15 protein-coding genes and 2 tRNA genes are annotated in these 15,146 nt (G+C 67.7%); 8 read left to right on the forward strand and 9 right to left on the reverse strand.

Translation table 11 applies throughout. The features are described from left to right. The first annotated feature begins 112 nt into the window (after positions 1–112). The 5 genes from MPE_RS09815 to MPE_RS09835 all read left to right on the forward strand — a co-directional run bounded on the left by MPE_RS09815 (position 113) and on the right by MPE_RS09835 (position 4,834). Positions 113–886: an enoyl-CoA hydratase family protein gene (locus MPE_RS09815; RefSeq protein WP_011829544.1), complete on the forward strand. Its 774-nt coding sequence runs from the start codon at positions 113–115 to the stop codon at positions 884–886. 12 nt (positions 887–898) lie between these two features. After that, entirely contained in the window at positions 899–1,609 is a 711-nt protein-coding gene (locus MPE_RS09820) for a histidine phosphatase family protein (RefSeq protein WP_011829545.1), read from the forward strand. A gap of 95 nt (positions 1,610–1,704) precedes the next feature. Next, a complete protein-coding gene (locus tag MPE_RS09825; protein ID WP_011829546.1) occupies positions 1,705–2,409 on the forward strand; it encodes a Crp/Fnr family transcriptional regulator in 705 nt (234 codons plus the stop codon). 17 nt (positions 2,410–2,426) lie between these two features. Then, positions 2,427–3,518, forward strand: coding sequence for a phosphotransferase (locus MPE_RS09830; RefSeq protein WP_011829547.1), 1,092 nt, complete (start codon positions 2,427–2,429; stop codon positions 3,516–3,518). A gap of 68 nt (positions 3,519–3,586) precedes the next feature. Next, a complete protein-coding gene (locus MPE_RS09835) occupies positions 3,587–4,834 on the forward strand; it encodes an acyl-CoA dehydrogenase family protein (RefSeq protein ID WP_011829548.1) in 1,248 nt (415 codons plus the stop codon). 24 nt (positions 4,835–4,858) lie between these two features. On the opposite strand, the gene MPE_RS09840 is transcribed toward MPE_RS09835, so the two are convergent. After that, the gene (locus tag MPE_RS09840; RefSeq protein ID WP_049820795.1) at positions 4,859–5,617 is read right to left on the reverse strand and encodes a hypothetical protein; all 759 of its coding nucleotides are present in this window, start codon (positions 5,615–5,617) and stop codon (positions 4,859–4,861) included. A 73-nt stretch (positions 5,618–5,690) separates the two neighbouring features. On the opposite strand from MPE_RS09840, the gene MPE_RS09845 reads away from it, so the two are divergent. Then, positions 5,691–6,383 carry a glutathione binding-like protein gene (locus MPE_RS09845; protein ID WP_041929631.1) on the forward strand — a complete coding sequence of 231 codons (693 nt, stop codon included), beginning with the start codon at positions 5,691–5,693 and terminating at the stop codon, positions 6,381–6,383. Positions 6,384–6,454: 71 nt separating this feature from the next. On the opposite strand, the gene MPE_RS09850 is transcribed toward MPE_RS09845, so the two are convergent. The 8 genes from MPE_RS09850 to MPE_RS09885 all read right to left on the reverse strand — a co-directional run bounded on the left by MPE_RS09850 (position 6,455) and on the right by MPE_RS09885 (position 13,305). Then, a tRNA-His gene (locus MPE_RS09850) sits at positions 6,455–6,530 on the reverse strand. Between the two features lie 29 nt (positions 6,531–6,559). Beyond that, positions 6,560–8,482 (reverse strand): SurA N-terminal domain-containing protein, encoded by a 1,923-nt coding sequence (locus MPE_RS09855; protein ID WP_011829550.1) that lies wholly within the window; start codon positions 8,480–8,482, stop codon positions 6,560–6,562. A 158-nt stretch (positions 8,483–8,640) separates the two neighbouring features. After that, a tRNA-Val gene (locus tag MPE_RS09860) sits at positions 8,641–8,716 on the reverse strand. A 14-nt stretch (positions 8,717–8,730) separates the two neighbouring features. After that, positions 8,731–9,003, reverse strand: a complete 273-nt coding sequence (locus MPE_RS09865; RefSeq protein ID WP_011829551.1) for an HU family DNA-binding protein — start codon at positions 9,001–9,003, stop codon at positions 8,731–8,733. Between the two features lie 258 nt (positions 9,004–9,261). Further along, on the reverse strand, positions 9,262–10,158 hold the full coding sequence (locus tag MPE_RS09870) for a DMT family transporter (RefSeq protein ID WP_011829552.1): 897 nt from the start codon (positions 10,156–10,158) through the stop codon (positions 9,262–9,264). Beyond that, a complete protein-coding gene (pgsA, locus tag MPE_RS09875; RefSeq protein ID WP_011829553.1) occupies positions 10,158–10,724 on the reverse strand; it encodes a CDP-diacylglycerol--glycerol-3-phosphate 3-phosphatidyltransferase in 567 nt (188 codons plus the stop codon). Before pgsA ends, MPE_RS09870 begins: the two co-directional genes overlap by 1 nt. A 51-nt stretch (positions 10,725–10,775) precedes the next feature. Next, entirely contained in the window at positions 10,776–11,297 is a 522-nt protein-coding gene (locus MPE_RS24595; protein WP_237706426.1) for a hypothetical protein, read from the reverse strand. Next, positions 11,284–13,305 (reverse strand): excinuclease ABC subunit UvrC, encoded by a 2,022-nt coding sequence (locus MPE_RS09885; protein WP_011829555.1) that lies wholly within the window; start codon positions 13,303–13,305, stop codon positions 11,284–11,286. Before MPE_RS09885 ends, MPE_RS24595 begins: the two co-directional genes overlap by 14 nt. A gap of 42 nt (positions 13,306–13,347) precedes the next feature. Between MPE_RS09885 and earP the strand changes: the two genes are divergently transcribed. Both earP and efp read left to right on the forward strand, forming a co-directional pair. After that, positions 13,348–14,418, forward strand: coding sequence for an elongation factor P maturation arginine rhamnosyltransferase EarP (gene earP, locus MPE_RS09890; RefSeq protein WP_011829556.1), 1,071 nt, complete (start codon positions 13,348–13,350; stop codon positions 14,416–14,418). A 90-nt stretch (positions 14,419–14,508) separates the two neighbouring features. Further along, positions 14,509–15,063, forward strand: coding sequence for an elongation factor P (gene efp / locus MPE_RS09895; RefSeq protein WP_036230106.1), 555 nt, complete (start codon positions 14,509–14,511; stop codon positions 15,061–15,063). The last annotated feature ends 83 nt before the right edge of the window (positions 15,064–15,146 follow it).

Consider the following 15,146-nt stretch of genomic DNA (forward strand, 5'->3'; position numbering starts at 1 on the left):
CCCAATCCGCAGAGGAGCGCCCGAATACACCGACTCCGGTGGCCCGCTGCCACGGTCTCGGCGACGGTGCGTGACACAATTCTCGCCTGCCCCGAGACCGCAGCAGCCGACGATGACCGCAGAACTGCGCACCGAGCGACGCGACAGCACCCTGGTGCTGACCTTCAGCGATCCGGCCAGCCGCAATGCCCTGGCGCCGCAGGCCCTGACCGCGGCCGTCGAGGCGCTGAACGTCGCCGAAGCCGACGCCACGGTTCGCGCGGTGGTGCTGGTCGGTGAAGGCGCGCACTTCAGCGCGGGCAGCGACCTCCAGCGCTTGGCGAACGACGCGGAGATCCGGCCCGGCGATGCCGCGGCGCACCAGTTGCATGCGTTGCGATCCTTCGTCGAGGCCCTGCGTGCGCACCCCAATCCCGTCATTGCCGCCGTCGAAGGGGCAGCGACGGCGGCCGGCTTCTCGCTGGCGCTGGCCTGCGACCTGATCGTCGCCGCGGAGGACGCGCGCTTCACCATGTCGCAGGGCCAGGCCGGACTGTCGCCCGACGGCGGCGGAAGTTGGCTGCTGGCGCACGCGCTGCCGCGCGCGCTGGCACTGCAGCTGCTGTGGCTCGGCGAGCCCGTGTCCGCGCGCGAGCTGCAAGCCTGGGGACTTGTCAATCGCGTGACAGACAGCGGCCAGGCCTTGGCCGAAGCTACTCGGCTGGCCCGCCAGCTCGCGTCCCGCGCGCCGAACGTGCTGGCCGCCACCAAGGAACTCGTGAACCAGGCCCGCGGACTGGCTCTGAACGAGCACCTCAATGCCGAAGGTATTCACTTTGCCGATACCCTGTCTCACATCAAAGGGGCCGAGACGCTGCCCAAGAAGCGCGGGCCGCGCTCGCGCTGACTGGTCCTCCCGATGAAGCTGCCCCGGGCGCGGCGCCGCCTCTACCTGATGCGGCATGGATCGGTCGACTACTTCCTCCCCGACGGCACGCCAGTGGCGCCCGACTCGGTGCCGCTCAACGCCGAGGGGGAACGCCAGGCCGACGCCGCGGGGCAGCTGTTCGCTCAGTGCGGCGTGCGCTTCGACCGGGTATTGGTGAGCGGGCTGCCGCGCACGGTGCAGACGGCGCAGCGCGTGCTGTCGGCATCGGGCCAGGCGCTGACGCTTGACCACGAGGCGGCGCTGCAGGAAATCCGCGGAGGTCGACTCGCCGACATCCCGGCCGACCAGGTCGAGCAGGCCTTTCTGGGCGCGTTCCAGGGGCGCGGCGGGAGCGAGACCGAGCAGCAGCGCTTCCTCGGCGGTGAGTCGATCGGCGAACTGCTCGACCGCGTGCTGCCGGCCTTCGACGCCTGGTGCGCGCGCGACGACTGGCAATGTCTGCTGCTGGTGCTGCACGGCGGGGTCAACCGTGCCCTCCTCTCGACGGCGCTGGCCGGGCAGCGCGCCTTCTTCGGCCGCCTCGAGCAGCAGCCGGCCTGCATCAACGTGCTCGACATCGGACTCGGAGACGAGGCCGTCGTGCGCGCGGTGAACCTCGCACCGACGCAGTGGCTGCACGAGCAGGAGCGGTACACCACCATGGAAAAGGTGTTGGCGCAGTATCTGCGCCTGCCCCCCTGAGGCTGACACCGGAGCCGCGCGTTCCGCGGCCATGAATTGCCATGTGGACAATCGAACGTACAGCTTCCACGATGCTGTCACGTCAGGGACAAGCCATGCACAACCCCGTTCTTACACTCGACGAACAACAGCACATCGACGCCGGCCCGTGGTTCAGCAAACTGTCTCCTGCGCTCCGACAGGCCATCCTGGCGCGAGCAACGGTACGCCGGGTCGCCGATGGCGCAATGCTGACCTCGCGGGGCGCAGCCGCCGACGAGTGGTGGGGTGTCGCGGCCGGCGCCGTGCGCATCAGTTCAGTCTCGCTTTCGGGCAAGCTGGTCACGCTGACCTACGCGGAGCCGGGCATCTGGCTCGGCGATACCTCGCTGTTCGACGGACTGCCTCGTACGCACGATGCGAACGCGCACGGCGACACCACGCTTCTGGTCGTGCGCCGGCCCGATTTCAAGGAGCTGCTCGCGCAGCACGTCGAGCTCTACGAGGCCCTGCTGCGGCTCAATTGCCGCCGGCTGCGACTCGCCTACGACCTGGTCGAGGATCTCAACACGCGCCCCCTTTCGGCGCGACTCGCCAAGCAGATCCTGCTGCTGGCTCGCAGCTACGGCATCGCGCAAGGCGACGAGATCCGCATCGGGCTGCAACTTGCGCAGGAAGACCTCGCACAGCTGCTGGGCGCGTCGCGTCAGCGCGTGAATCAGGAACTCAAGGGCTTCGAGCGCGAGGGCGCAGTGCGCATCGAGCCCACGCGCCTGGTGGTGCTGTCGCGCGAGCTGCTGCTCGCGATCGCCGAACGATGAACTGAATCCGAGTCCCCATGGAAGCCCAGTCCGGAACGAAACCCGTCACCTCGCAGCACGCATTCGACGTTGGCGCACTGCAGTCCTATCTCGAATCCGCGCTCGACGGCTTCCGCGGTCCGCTCAGCGTCGAGCAATTCAAGGGCGGCCAGTCGAACCCGACCTTCAAGCTGCTCACCCCGCAGCGCAGCTACGTGATGCGCAGCAAGCCGGGGCCGGTCGCGAAGCTGCTGCCGTCGGCACATGCGATCGAACGCGAGTTCACGGTGATGCGAGCACTCGCCGGAAGCGAAGTACCAGTGGCCCGGATGCACCTGCTGTGCGAGGACGAATCGGTGATCGGCCGGGCCTTCTACGTGATGGAGTACGTGGAGGGCCGCGTGCTGTGGAGCCAGGCACTGCCCGACATGACCACCGTGCAGCGTGGTGAGATCTACGACGAAATGAATCGCGTGATCGCGGCGCTGCACCGTGTGGACTACGCCGCTTGCGGTCTGGCCGGCTACGGCAAGCCCGGCAACTACTTCGAGCGTCAGATCGGACGCTGGAGCCGCCAGTACCAGGCCTCTCTGGGTCCCGGCGGACCGGAGCCGATCGACGCAATGGAGCGCCTGATCGACTGGCTGCCGGATCACATCCCGGCCAGCGCACGCGATGAATCCCAGACCCGCATCGTTCACGGCGACTACCGGCTCGACAACCTGATCTTCCACCCGAGCGAGCCGCGCATCGTCGCGGTGCTCGACTGGGAACTGTCGACGCTGGGACACCCTCTGGCCGACTTCAGCTACCACTGCATGAGCTGGCACATCTCGCCCGGCACCTTCCGCGGCATCGGCGGGCTCGACGTCGCGGCGCTCGGCATCCCGACCGAAGCCGAGTACATGCAGCGCTATTGCGAACGCACCGGCCGCGGCGGCACCGACGCGCTGGTGACAGACTGGAACTTCTACCTGGCATACAACCTGTTCCGCATGGCCGGCATCCTGCAGGGCATCGCCAAGCGTGTGCTGGACGGCACCGCCGCGAGCGAGCAGGCCCGACAGGCCGCTGCCGGCGCTCGACCGCTAGCCGAACTGGGCTGGGCGATCGCACAACGGCAGCGCTGACGCCACGATCGCCGACACGGGCCGCCCGCGCTGCCTGCGCAACGGCACCGACCCTCAGGGAGACACGCATGGACTTCGACTACTCGCCGCGCACGCAGGACCTGCAGGCCCGCCTCACGGCCTTCATGGACCGGCACATCTACCCGGCCGAGGCCGCCTACTGGGCCGAGATCGAAGCCAACACGCGCGCCGGCAAGCGCTGGACGCCGCTGCAGGTGATCGAGCAGCTCAAGCCCAAGGCGCGCGACGAAGGACTCTGGAACCTGTTCCTGCCCGACAGTGCCGACGGGGCGAACCGCACGTCGGGCAACTACGGCGCCGGCCTGTCCAACCAGGAATATGCGCCGCTGGCCGAGATCATGGGCCGCGTGCCCTGGGCCAGCGAGGTGTTCAACTGCTCGGCACCCGACACCGGCAACATGGAGACGCTCGTGCGCTACGGCAGCGCCGAGCACAAGAAGCGCTGGCTCGAACCGCTGCTGCGCGGCGAGATCCGCAGCGCCTTCGTGATGACCGAGCCGGACGTCGCCTCGTCGGATGCCACCAACATCGAGTCGCGCATCGAGCGCCAGGGCGACGACTACGTGATCAATGGTCGCAAGTGGTGGATCTCGGGCGCGGGCGACCCGCGTTGCGCGATCTACATCTTCATGGGCAAGACCGATCCGGAGGCGCCGCGACACAGCCAGCAGTCGATGATCCTGATCCCCAGCGACGCGCCGGGCATCAAGGTGCTGCGTCCGCTTTCCGTATTGGGTTACGACGATGCCCCGCACGGCCACTGCGAGATCACCTTCACCAACGTGCGCGTTCCGGCCAGCAACCTGATGCTCGGCGAAGGCCGCGGTTTCGAGATCGCCCAGGGCCGCCTGGGGCCGGGACGCATCCACCATTGCATGCGGCTGATCGGGCTGGCTGAGCGCTCTCTCGAGCTGATGTGCCGGCGCACCAGTGCGCGCGTGGCCTTCGGCCGCCCGGTGGCCGACCAGGGCGTGACGCGGGAGCGCATCGCCGAGGCGCGCTGCCGGATCGACATGGCGCGCCTGCTGACGCTCAAGGCGGCGTGGATGATGGATGTGGCGGGCAACAAGGCCGCCAAGGCCGAGATCGCGATGATCAAGGTCGTGGCGCCCAACCTCGCCTGCCAGGTGATCGACTGGGCCATGCAGGCACATGGCGCCGCGGGCATGTGCGAGGACTTTCCGCTCGCCTACTTCTACACCCTGGCGCGCACGCTGCGCTTTGCCGACGGCCCCGACGAAGTGCACCGCAACGCGATCGCCAAGCTCGAGCTCGGCAAGTACGCCGCCGCCTGAAGCCAGCCCCAGGGCGCGGCTGTCTCAGCGGCGGTTGTCGCCGAGCCCGGCCTCCGCCGGGTAGTGCGAAGGCAGGTGGCTCTGCCAGGCCGTGGTGCTGGTGCTCGGCCACTGCGTCTGCGAAGACGCGCCTTCGGCCGCTGCCAGCGCGCCGCGGGCGGCCGCCTCGAACAGCGCCATCACGCCATCGAGCAGCGCAGCGTCCGGCTGCACCGACTCGATGCGCAGGTAGAGCCTGCCCCGCAGCGTCATCAGCACGAGCGGGCCCTCTTCACCCAGCCAGCCTTGCCGGGCGGCCTCGAGTTGGCCGACCAGATCCTTGTCAAGCCACACCGCCAGCGGTGCCGCGGCATTCGATGCCGTCGTGTAGCGATTGCGCAGCATCTTCAGCGCAGCCAACTGCGTCTTCGGGAACATCGCCAGCCAGCGCATTTCCTCCGGCATGCCGGAGTCGATCTGCGTCTGCATGTCCTGTGTGAACAGCGCGTAGGCCGCCTGTTCCAGCTCCTCGGCCAGCACGCGCGAGATCACCATCATCTGCAGGCTCTGCGGCAGACCCAGGTCCATGCGCAGGCGCAGTTCGCGATCGAGCAGATAGGCTCGCTGTGGCGTACCCCATTCCATGCGCCACGGCGTCCCGTGCATCTCGCCCTCGATCACCACGCCTTCACCGTTGCGCACGCGCTTGAAGACCAAGCCACGCTGCTTGGCCCAGGTCTGGAGGAGACGACCGTCCGGGCCGCCGCGCTTGCCGTCTATCCAGCGCTTGAAGGAGTCGAGCATGGGTCCGTGCGATCGAATAGAGTGCCCACAAGCCGTCCGTCGGAGCGGCTGCCACCCACCGAGGGCTCTGACGATGATCGAAGTGTATTCCTGGGCCACGCCCAACGGGCACAAGGTCCACATCATGCTGGAGGAGTGCGGGCTGCCATACCGTGCATTTCCTGTCGATATTGGCGCCGGCGATCAGTTCGAGCCCGCCTTCCTGGCGATCAGCCCGAACAACAAGATCCCCGCGATCGTCGATCCTGATGGCCCGGACGGAAAGCCCATCTCGCTGTTCGAATCCGGCGCAATCCTGCTCTATCTGGCCGGCAAGACCGGCCAGCTGCTGCCAGCCGACGTGCGGGGCAAGTACGAGGTGCTGCAGTGGCTGATGTTCCAGATGGGTGGCGTCGGGCCGATGCTCGGCCAGACGCACCATTTCCGGGTCTACGCACCCGAGAAGATCGACTATGCGATCGACCGCTATACCAACGAGGCCAAGCGCCTCTACGGCGTGATGAATCGCCAGTTGGCCAAGTCGAAGTACATCGCGGGGGCGGACTACAGCATCGCCGACATCGCGATCTTCCCCTGGCTGCGCTCCTGGAAAAACCAGGGCATCGACTGGAACGACTACCCTCACCTCAAGGGCTGGTTCGACGAGATCGCCGCACGCCCTGCGGTGCAGCGCGGCGTCGAGGTCTTGGCTCAACAGCGCAAGCCGCTGGTCGACGAGCAGTCGCGCAAGATGCTGTTCGGGACCGAACAGTACAAACCGCGCTGAGCCGCACGGACTTTTCTTCGCCGCCAGAAAAACGAAAGGCCCGCGAGACGGGGCCTTCGTTTGAGATCAGGTGGGGTGGCTGATGGGACTCGAACCCACGACAACAGGAATCACAATCCTGGACTCTACCAACTGAGCTACAGCCACCGCAGAGCCCTGCATTATAGCGGAGAGCTTCAGCGCGAAGCGCCGGACTGCTCGGCGTCGGCGCTCTTCGCCACGCCGGTGATCTTCACCTTGTATCGTTCCTTCAGCGCCGCGTAGTAGGCCTCGTCTTCGGCCGCGCCCCAGATCTGTCCGTATTGCTGCTGCAGCCGCTTGTCGTCACCAGCCGCCGCGTCGCGCGGCAGCAGCTTGTCGACGCGCACCACCGCGTAGCCCTCGTCGCCGAAATCGACACCCGTCCACGACGGCAGCGGCGCCGGCGAGGCCTTCATCACCGCATCGATCAGAGCGGGCGGCAGCTCCTGCTGCCGGCCGCGCGAGACCGTCATCGCGGGCTCCAGACCCTCAGGTTCGGCACCGCCCTTCCAGGCGGCGAGCCGCGCCAGGGCTTCCTTGCGCGCCAATGCCGCCGATTGCTCGACCACCACCCGCTCCCGCACCCGGTCCTTCACCTCGGCGAGCGGCAGCTTGCGCGACGGCGCGTATTCGACGATGCGGCCGGCCACCAATTGACTGCCACCCAGATCGACCGCCTCGGTGTTGCGCTTGTTGCGCAGGGTCTCGGCGGCAAACAGGGCCTCCAGGAACTTCGGGCTGGCGAGCGCGCCGGTCGTCCCCTGCGCCGGCGTGCGCGCCACGCCGGACGCCGTGCGCACCGTGAGCTTGAGCTTCTCCGCCGCCGGTTTCAGGCTGTCGGCTTGTTCGTAGACGGTGTTGCTGAAAATCTCTGCCGCTTCGGCGTAGCGGCGCTGCGCCAGCTGCTGCTTCACCTCGTTCTCGATCTCCGCCTTGACGGACTCGAAAGCCTTCTTCTCGCCGCCCCGCACCGCGGTGAGCAAAATCACGTGGTAGCCGAAATCGCTTTCCACCACCTCGCTCAGTTGCCCCGGCTTCAGTGCGAACGCGGCGTCCTCGAAGGGCTTGACCATCGCACCGCGCGCAAAGAAGTCCAGGTCGCCGCCCTGCACCGCGGAGCCGGGGTCTTCCGAATTCTTCTTGGCCAGTTCGGCGAACTTCGCAGGGTCCTTCCGCGCCTCGGCGAGCAAGGTGGCGGCCTTGGTCCTGGCCTTCTCGCGCTGCTCGGCCGACGCGCCCTTCTCGGCCTTGATCAGGATGTGGCTGGCGCGGCGCTCTTCCGGCGCGACGTAGCGACTCTCGTTCTCCGCGTAGTATTTGCGGAGATCGTCGTCGCTGACCGTGAGGCCGGACTTGATGGCATCGAGGTCGAGCACGAGGTACTCGATCGACGCCTGCTCCGGCGTCTCGAATTCGGCAGCGTGCCGGCCATCCTTGTAATAGGCTTCGATGTCGGCGTCGGTCACGTTGACCTTCGTCACGAACTTCTGAGCCTCGAAGCGCGCGATGCGCACTTCGCGTTGCTGCAGCAGCGCATCCAGCGCCGTCGACGTGGGACGACTCGGCGCCAGCACCGTGCCACTCACGCCCTGCAGGACCTGACGCATCGCCAGATCCTGACGCAGTTGCTGCTCGAACTGCCTGGCACTCATGCCCTGCGCCGCAAGCACGTCGGCGTTCAGGCTGCCGTCGGGCTTGCGCAGGAAGGCGAGTTGCGGATCGCTGGCGAACACCCGCTGCAGGCGTTCGTCGCTGGCGGTCAGGTGCAGCTTGTCAGCCGCGACGAGCATCACACGCTCACGCACGAGGGCGTCCAGCGTGCGCTGCTTCGCCTCGGGCGTATCGAACAGCTTGAGGTCGACACCGGGGGACTGCGCCCGCAGGCGCTCGACCTGATTGCGGTGCGCCGCATCCCACTCGGCCTGCGTGATCGAGGTGCCTGCAACCTTGGCGACGACCGCATTGCCTTCGCTCATGCCGGTGTAACCCTGCACCCCGAAGAACACGAAGGCCGGAAAGACCAGCAGGACCAGGATGAACTGCAACAGCCGGGTGTGCGAACGAACGAATTCAAACATCGATGGCCTCGGAAGATCGATCTGTGTCGGCCCACATGCGACAAAGGCGAACCGGGGTTCGCCTTTGCTGGACTGGCTCTCTTGCGCGCTCTGAGGAGAGCGCTGCTGCCGGATTCTATCGAAGCGGTCGTGGCCGTCTCAGGATGTCGACTCCGGGGTGGTGGGTGCTGAGGGGTTCGAACCCCCGACCTACGCCTTGTAAGGGCGCCGCTCTACCAGCTGAGCTAAGCACCCGAGCCTGACTTGGTTCAGTTGAGTGCGTCCTTCAGGGCCTTGCCCGGACGAAACTTCGGCACCTTGGCCGCCTTGATCTTGATCGTATCGCCGGTGCGCGGGTTGCGCCCACTGCGCGCTGCACGCTTGGTCACGGCAAACGTGCCGAAACCGACGAGCGATACGCTGCCGCCCTTCTTGAGCGTCGTGCGCACACCGCCGATCAGTGCCTCGAGCGCACGCGTGGCAGCGGCCTTCGAGATGTCGGCCTGCTTGGCGATGTGTTCGATCAGTTCAGTCTTGTTCACGAAAGGTACCCCCTTTGAAAGGTGTCTCTGTCTACGGTGGAAGGTGCGGGACCCAGCCCGGTGGGACGCGCTGCGGAAGGCCGCTGGGACTGCGGATCATTACAGCGGTGAGCCTGCGGGGTGTCAAGCGCGGAAGGCGATTCTATGCGTATTCCCCCATGCAGATCGCCTACCGGGCGGGGCTCGGCGACTCGGCTCGCGTCGACGCTGCAGGCCCGACGGGACACCTTGTGGACGCGACGACACAGCTCGCCCCACTCACGCCTCGCTTCGCGTCGCACGAACCACCACGGCGACGCCCGCCGCCGTCAGGGCCAGCCCGACCAGCACGCTCAGCGACAGCGATTCGCCGAACAGCAGCCACGCCATCAGCGCGGTGCAAGGTGGCACCAGGTAGAGCAGACTGGTCACGGCCGTCGCGGCGCCGCGCTGGATCAGCAGGTAGAGCAGCGAACTGCCGCCCAGCGTCAGCACCACGACGGACCACGCCATCGCACCGAGCAGTTGAGGGTGCCATTGCACCGGCGCCGGCTCCAGCAGCGCGAGCGGCAGCGTGACGGCCAGCGCCGCCAGCAGCTGCACGGCACTGGCAGTCCGCACGTCGCAACGCGCCACATGCTGCTTCTGGTACAGCGTACCGGCGGTGATGCAGAGCAAGGCGAACAGCGCCAGGCCGAGGTTCGCTACCGTGACCTCGCCGCTGCCGAGCCGGTGACCTACCACCAGCAGCAGCCCGGTGAAGCCGAGCGCCAGGCCGATCCACTGCCGGGCCGACACCCGTTCGGACAGCGATCCGGTGCGGCTGATCCACACGGCGGTGAGCACCGGTTGCAGGCCGACGATCAGTGCCACGGTGCCGGCACCGATGCCCAACCGCACCGCGGCCCACACCCCACCCAGGTAGCCCGCGTGCATCAGCACGCCGGTCACGGCCAGGTGTCTCCACTGCGCCCGCCCTTGAGGCCACGCCGCGCCGGACACCCTTACCCAGAGCACGAAGCACAGCGCCGAGAGCGCGAAGCGCCAGGCCAGGAACTTCAGCGGCGGGGCATGCGGCATGCCGTAGCGCGCAACGATGAAGCCGGTACTCCAGATCAGCACGAACAGCGCCGGCATCGCGCCGATCAACAGCGCGCGCTGCTGGGCGGGCTGCATCACCGCACCTTGGCCCGGATCTCGGGCAAGGCCTTCTGCAGGTAATAGACCATCGACCAGATGGTCAGCGCCGCCGCGACGATGATCAGGACGGTGCCCCACAGGTGGGTGTCGATCACGCTGAACAGATGGCCGTCAAAGAGTAGGAAGGGGATCGCGATCATCTGCACGGTGGTCTTGAGCTTGCCCAGCATGTGCACCGCGACGCTGCGCGACGCGCCGATCTGCGCCATCCACTCACGCAGGGCCGAGATCGCGATCTCGCGCCCGATGATCACCAGCGCGACCAGCGCGTTGACGCGGTCGAGCTGCACCAGGATCAGCAACGCGGCGCAGACCAGGAACTTGTCGGCCACCGGGTCGAGGAAGGCGCCGAACGATGAAGTCTGATTCAGCTTGCGGGCCAGGTAGCCGTCAGCCCAGTCGGTGAGCGCCACCACGACGAACAGCACCGTCGCGATCAGGTTCTGCATCGATGGCGCCACCTGGAGGTAGAACACGCCGACGATCAGCGGAATCGCGACGATGCGCGCCCAGGTCAGGAGAGTCGGCAGCGTGAAGAACATGCGGGCATTGTGCCCAAGAAGGGCCGATGCCCGTGGCCATGCCGGCAGCGTTCAGGAATCGAGGGTACGAGGCTTGAACTTGCGGTCGTCACGGAACAGGAAGGTCTCGGTGAACTTCCAGGGCCGGGGCAGCTTCGACACGTCGCCGAACGGCGCCGCGCGTCGTACCGCATCGATGGACAGCTGGATGGTGTCCTTGGCCTGGCGCGGCTCGCGCAGCACCTCGATACGGCGCACGCTGCCATCGGCGTTGAGCTCGACCTCCAGCACCGGGATGGCCAACAGCGGCTCGGGCACCTCGCCGCTGTAGGTCATGCCCGGGTTGGCGGCGACCAGCCGGCGCGCCGCCTGCAGGCGCAGGCCGGCGAGCGTGCGTGGCGCCTCCGGGGCCGGCAGGGCCCCGGCCGACGGTGCCGGTGCGACAGGCGCCGCAGGGCGGGCAGGCGCCGGCGCCGGCTTCGGCGTCGGTGGTGCGGTAGTCGAGCAGGCGCCCAGCGTCAACGCCAGTGCGGCCCCGAGGCGGGCCACGTGCCAGCGCGTGCGTCGCGCCGACGATTCTTCAGTGCAGGACACGGTAGATCTCCTCCGCCAGTTCTCTCGAAATGCCATCGACGCTCGACAGGTCGTCCACGCTCGCACTGGCCACGCCGCGTGCGCCGCCGAAGCGCTGCAGCAGCTTCGCACGTTTCTTGGGCCCGATGCCGGCGATGTCCTCCAGCCGGCTGCCGCCGGTGCGCACACTGGCACGCCGGGCGCGCATGCCGGTGATCGCGAAGCGGTGGGCCTCGTCACGGATCTGTGCCACCAGCATCAGCGCGGCCGAGTCCTTGCCAAGGTAGACCTTGGCGCGGCCATCGGCGAATACCAGTTCTTCCAGGCCGACCTTGCGGCCTTCCCCCTTCTCGACCCCGACGATCAGGGACAGGTCGAGCCCGAGCTCCTCGAACACGTCGCGCGCCATCGCCACCTGGCCCTTGCCGCCGTCCACCAGCACGAGGTCGGGCAGCCGCGCCGTTCCCTGGGCGGATGCCTCGGCGAGCTTGGCGTAGCGGCGCGTCAGCACCTGGCGCATGGCCGCGTAGTCGTCGCCGGGGGTGATGCCGGTGATGTTGTAACGCCGGTACTGGGCCGGCTGCATCTTGTGCTCCTCGAATACCACGCACGAGGCCTGGGTCGCCTCGCCGGCCGTGTGACTTATGTCGAAGCATTCGATGCGGAAGCGCTCCAGCTGGTCGGGTGCCAGGTCGAGCGCATCGACCAGGGCCCGCGTGCGGGCCTGCTGCGAGCCTTCCTCGCCCAGCAACTGCGTGAGCTTGATGCGTGCGTTCTTCTCCGCCATCTCCAGCCACTGCCGGCGCTGGTCGCGCGGCTGGTGCTGGGCCGTAACGCGCACGCCGCTGGCGTCGGTCAGCGCCTCGACGAGCGCCTTGTCGATCGCATGGCTGGTGATCAACAGTGGCGGTGGCGCACCGTCGAGGTAGTGCTGGGCGATGAAGGCCTCCAGTACCCGCACCTCGACGCGGGCCTGGGGCGGGGCCACCGCGGCGACCGGCCCGGCGGCGTCCTCCATCCCCTCGAGTGCACTCGCCTCCTCGACATGCGTCGGGAAATAGGGCCGGTCGCCCAGGTGCCGGCCGCCCCGCACCATGGCCAGATTGACGCAGGCGCGCCCCCCCTGCACCACCGCGGCCAGGATGTCGGCGTCCTTGTCGAAGGCGCCGTCGGCGTTGGTCTCGACCGACTGCTGGTGCAGCACCCGCGACAGGGCCCCGAGCTGATTCCGGATCTCGGCGGCCTTCTCGAACTCCAGCGCATCGGCGTACGCCATCATCTGCGCCTGCAGCGTACCCATCACCTCCTGCTGCTCACCGAGCAGAAAGCGCTCGGCGTTGCGGACATCGCGTGCGTAGTCCGCGGCCCCGATGGCCTGCACGCAGGGCCCCGAGCAGCGCTTGATCTGGTACAGCAGGCAGGGCCGCGTGCGGTGGTTGAACACCGTGTCCTCGCAGGTGCGCAGGCGGAACACCTTCTGCAGCAACTGGATCGATTCCTTCACAGCCCAGGCGCTCGGGTAGGGGCCGAAGTAGCGATGCCGCTTGTCGACCCCACCGCGGTAGTAGGCCATGCGCGGATAGTCGACGGCGGCCGCCGTGCCAGCGGCAGGCGACGGCCCGCCGGCGACCGCGGCGCCGGTGATCTTGAGGTAGGGATAGCTCTTGTCGTCGCGGAACAGGATGTTGAACTTCGGGTTCAGCGTCTTGATCAGGTTGTTCTCGAGCAGCAGCGCCTCGGCCTCGGAGCGCACCACCGTGGTCTCCAGCCGAGCGATCCTGCCGACCATGTGGCCGGTGCGCGTGCCGCCATGGTTCTTCTGAAAGTAGCTCGACACCCGCTTCTTCAGGTTGCCGGCCTTGCCCACATAGAGCAGCGTCCCCTGCGCGTCGAAGTAGCGGTAGACGCCCGGCAGGCTGGGCAAGGCCGCCACCTCGATCGCCAGGCGGTCCCGCGCCTCGTCGCTGGCTGCCGCTGTTGCGGCGGCGTCGGGCGGAGGTACCGTGTCGTCGGGGGAAGCGGCCGTCATGGTCGCGGATTGTGCAGCGTGGCCCTGTCGATAATCCCGCCGATGACACAGCCGCTGCGATGGGACCTGTTCTGCCACGTGATCGACAACTTCGGCGATGTCGGCGTGTCGTGGCGGCTCGCTGCCGACCTGGCGCGGCGCGGTCAGCAGGTCCGGCTGTGGATCGACGACCCGTCGGCACTCGCCTGGATGGCCCCGGCCGGGCAACCCGGCGTCGAGGTGCTGCGCTGGGCCGAGCCGCTGCCGGACCGCGAGCCGGGCGACGTGGTCGTCGAGACCTTCGGGTGCCAGCTCCCTGCGACCTTCGTGCAGCGCATGCGGCGCCCCTGCCCGCCGGTGTGGATCAACTTCGAGTACCTGAGCGCCGAGTCCTACGTGGAGCGCAGCCATGGGCTGCCCTCGCCGCAGCTCGAAGGTCCCGGCCAGGGGCTGAGCAAGTGGTTCCTCTACCCCGGCTTCACGCCGCGCACCGCCGGCCTGATCCGCGAACCTGAGTTGCTGCCGCGCCGTGCGGCCTTCGACGCCACGGCCTGGCTGGCATCCCACGGCGTGCAGCGCCAGCAGGGTGAACGCGTGGTCAGCCTGTTCTGCTACGAAAACGCGGCCTTGCCAACCTGGCTGGACAGCCTGGCGGAGGTGCCTACGGTCCTCCTGGTGACGCCGGACCGGGCGGCACGGCAGGTGCGGTCCGCGCTCGGCGACGGCGGTCGGACGGGTGCGCTGCGAACCGTGATGTTGCCCTATCTGCCACAGGACGAGTTCGATCACCTGCTGTGGGCCAGCGACCTCAACTTCGTGCGCGGAGAGGATTCGTTCTCGCGCGCGCAATGGGCGGGCGTGCCCTTCATCTGGCAGATCTACCCGCAGGTGGACGACTTCCATGCCGTCAAGCTGGACGCCTTCCTGGACCGTTACCTCGACGCGGCCGCACCCGCCCAGGGTGTGCAGATCCGCGCGCTATGGCACGGGTGGAACGGTTTGTCCGGCGTTACCCGGCCGACCTGGCCCGAAGGGCAGGATTGGCAGCGCCTTGCCCGCGACTGGAGCGCGCACCTGGCCGCCCTGCCCGACGCCACCGACTGTCTGCTTCGCTTCGCGGCGGACAGAGGCTAAAATGCCGAGTTGTCTCGAAAGAAGGCGGCGCTGCCGCTGGGCAGCATGGCCGGGCCGCCACGGACCCGCCCCTTCCAACACGGAATCACTATGAAACTCGCACAGGAAATCCGCGCCGGTAACGTGATCATGCAGGGCAAGGACCCGATGGTCGTGCTCAAGACCGAATACAGCCGCGGCGGCCGCAACTCCGCCACGGTGCGCATGAAGATGAAGAACCTGCTGAACGGCTCCGGTGCCGAAGTGGTGTTCAAGGCCGACGACAAGATGGACCAGATCGTGCTCGAGAAGAAGGAGTGCACCTACTCCTACTTCGCCGACCCGATGTATGCGTTCATGGACGCCGAATACAACCAGTTCGAGGTGGAATCCGAGAACATGGGCGACGCGATCCAGTACCTCGAGGACGGCATGCCGGTCGAGGTGGTGTTTTACGACGGCAAGGCCATCTCGGTCGAACTGCCGACCAGCCTGGTGCGCGAGATCACCGAAACCGAGCCGGCCGTCAAGGGCGACACCTCGGGCAAGGTGCTGAAGATCGCGAAGCTGGCCACCGGCTTCGAGATCTCGGTGCCGCTGTTCGTGCAGACCGGCGACAAGGTCGAGATCGACACCCGCACGCACGAGTACCGCAAGCGCGTGTGAGCGAACTCGCTTCGCCGCGAACGAGGGCACCTGCGGGTGCCCTTGCCGTTTCTGGTGCTGCACGGCGGCTGCAGGCACCATCC

The sequence above is a fragment of the Methylibium petroleiphilum PM1 genome (assembly GCF_000015725.1).
In the GTDB taxonomy this organism is placed as follows: domain Bacteria; phylum Pseudomonadota; class Gammaproteobacteria; order Burkholderiales; family Burkholderiaceae_C; genus Methylibium; species Methylibium petroleiphilum.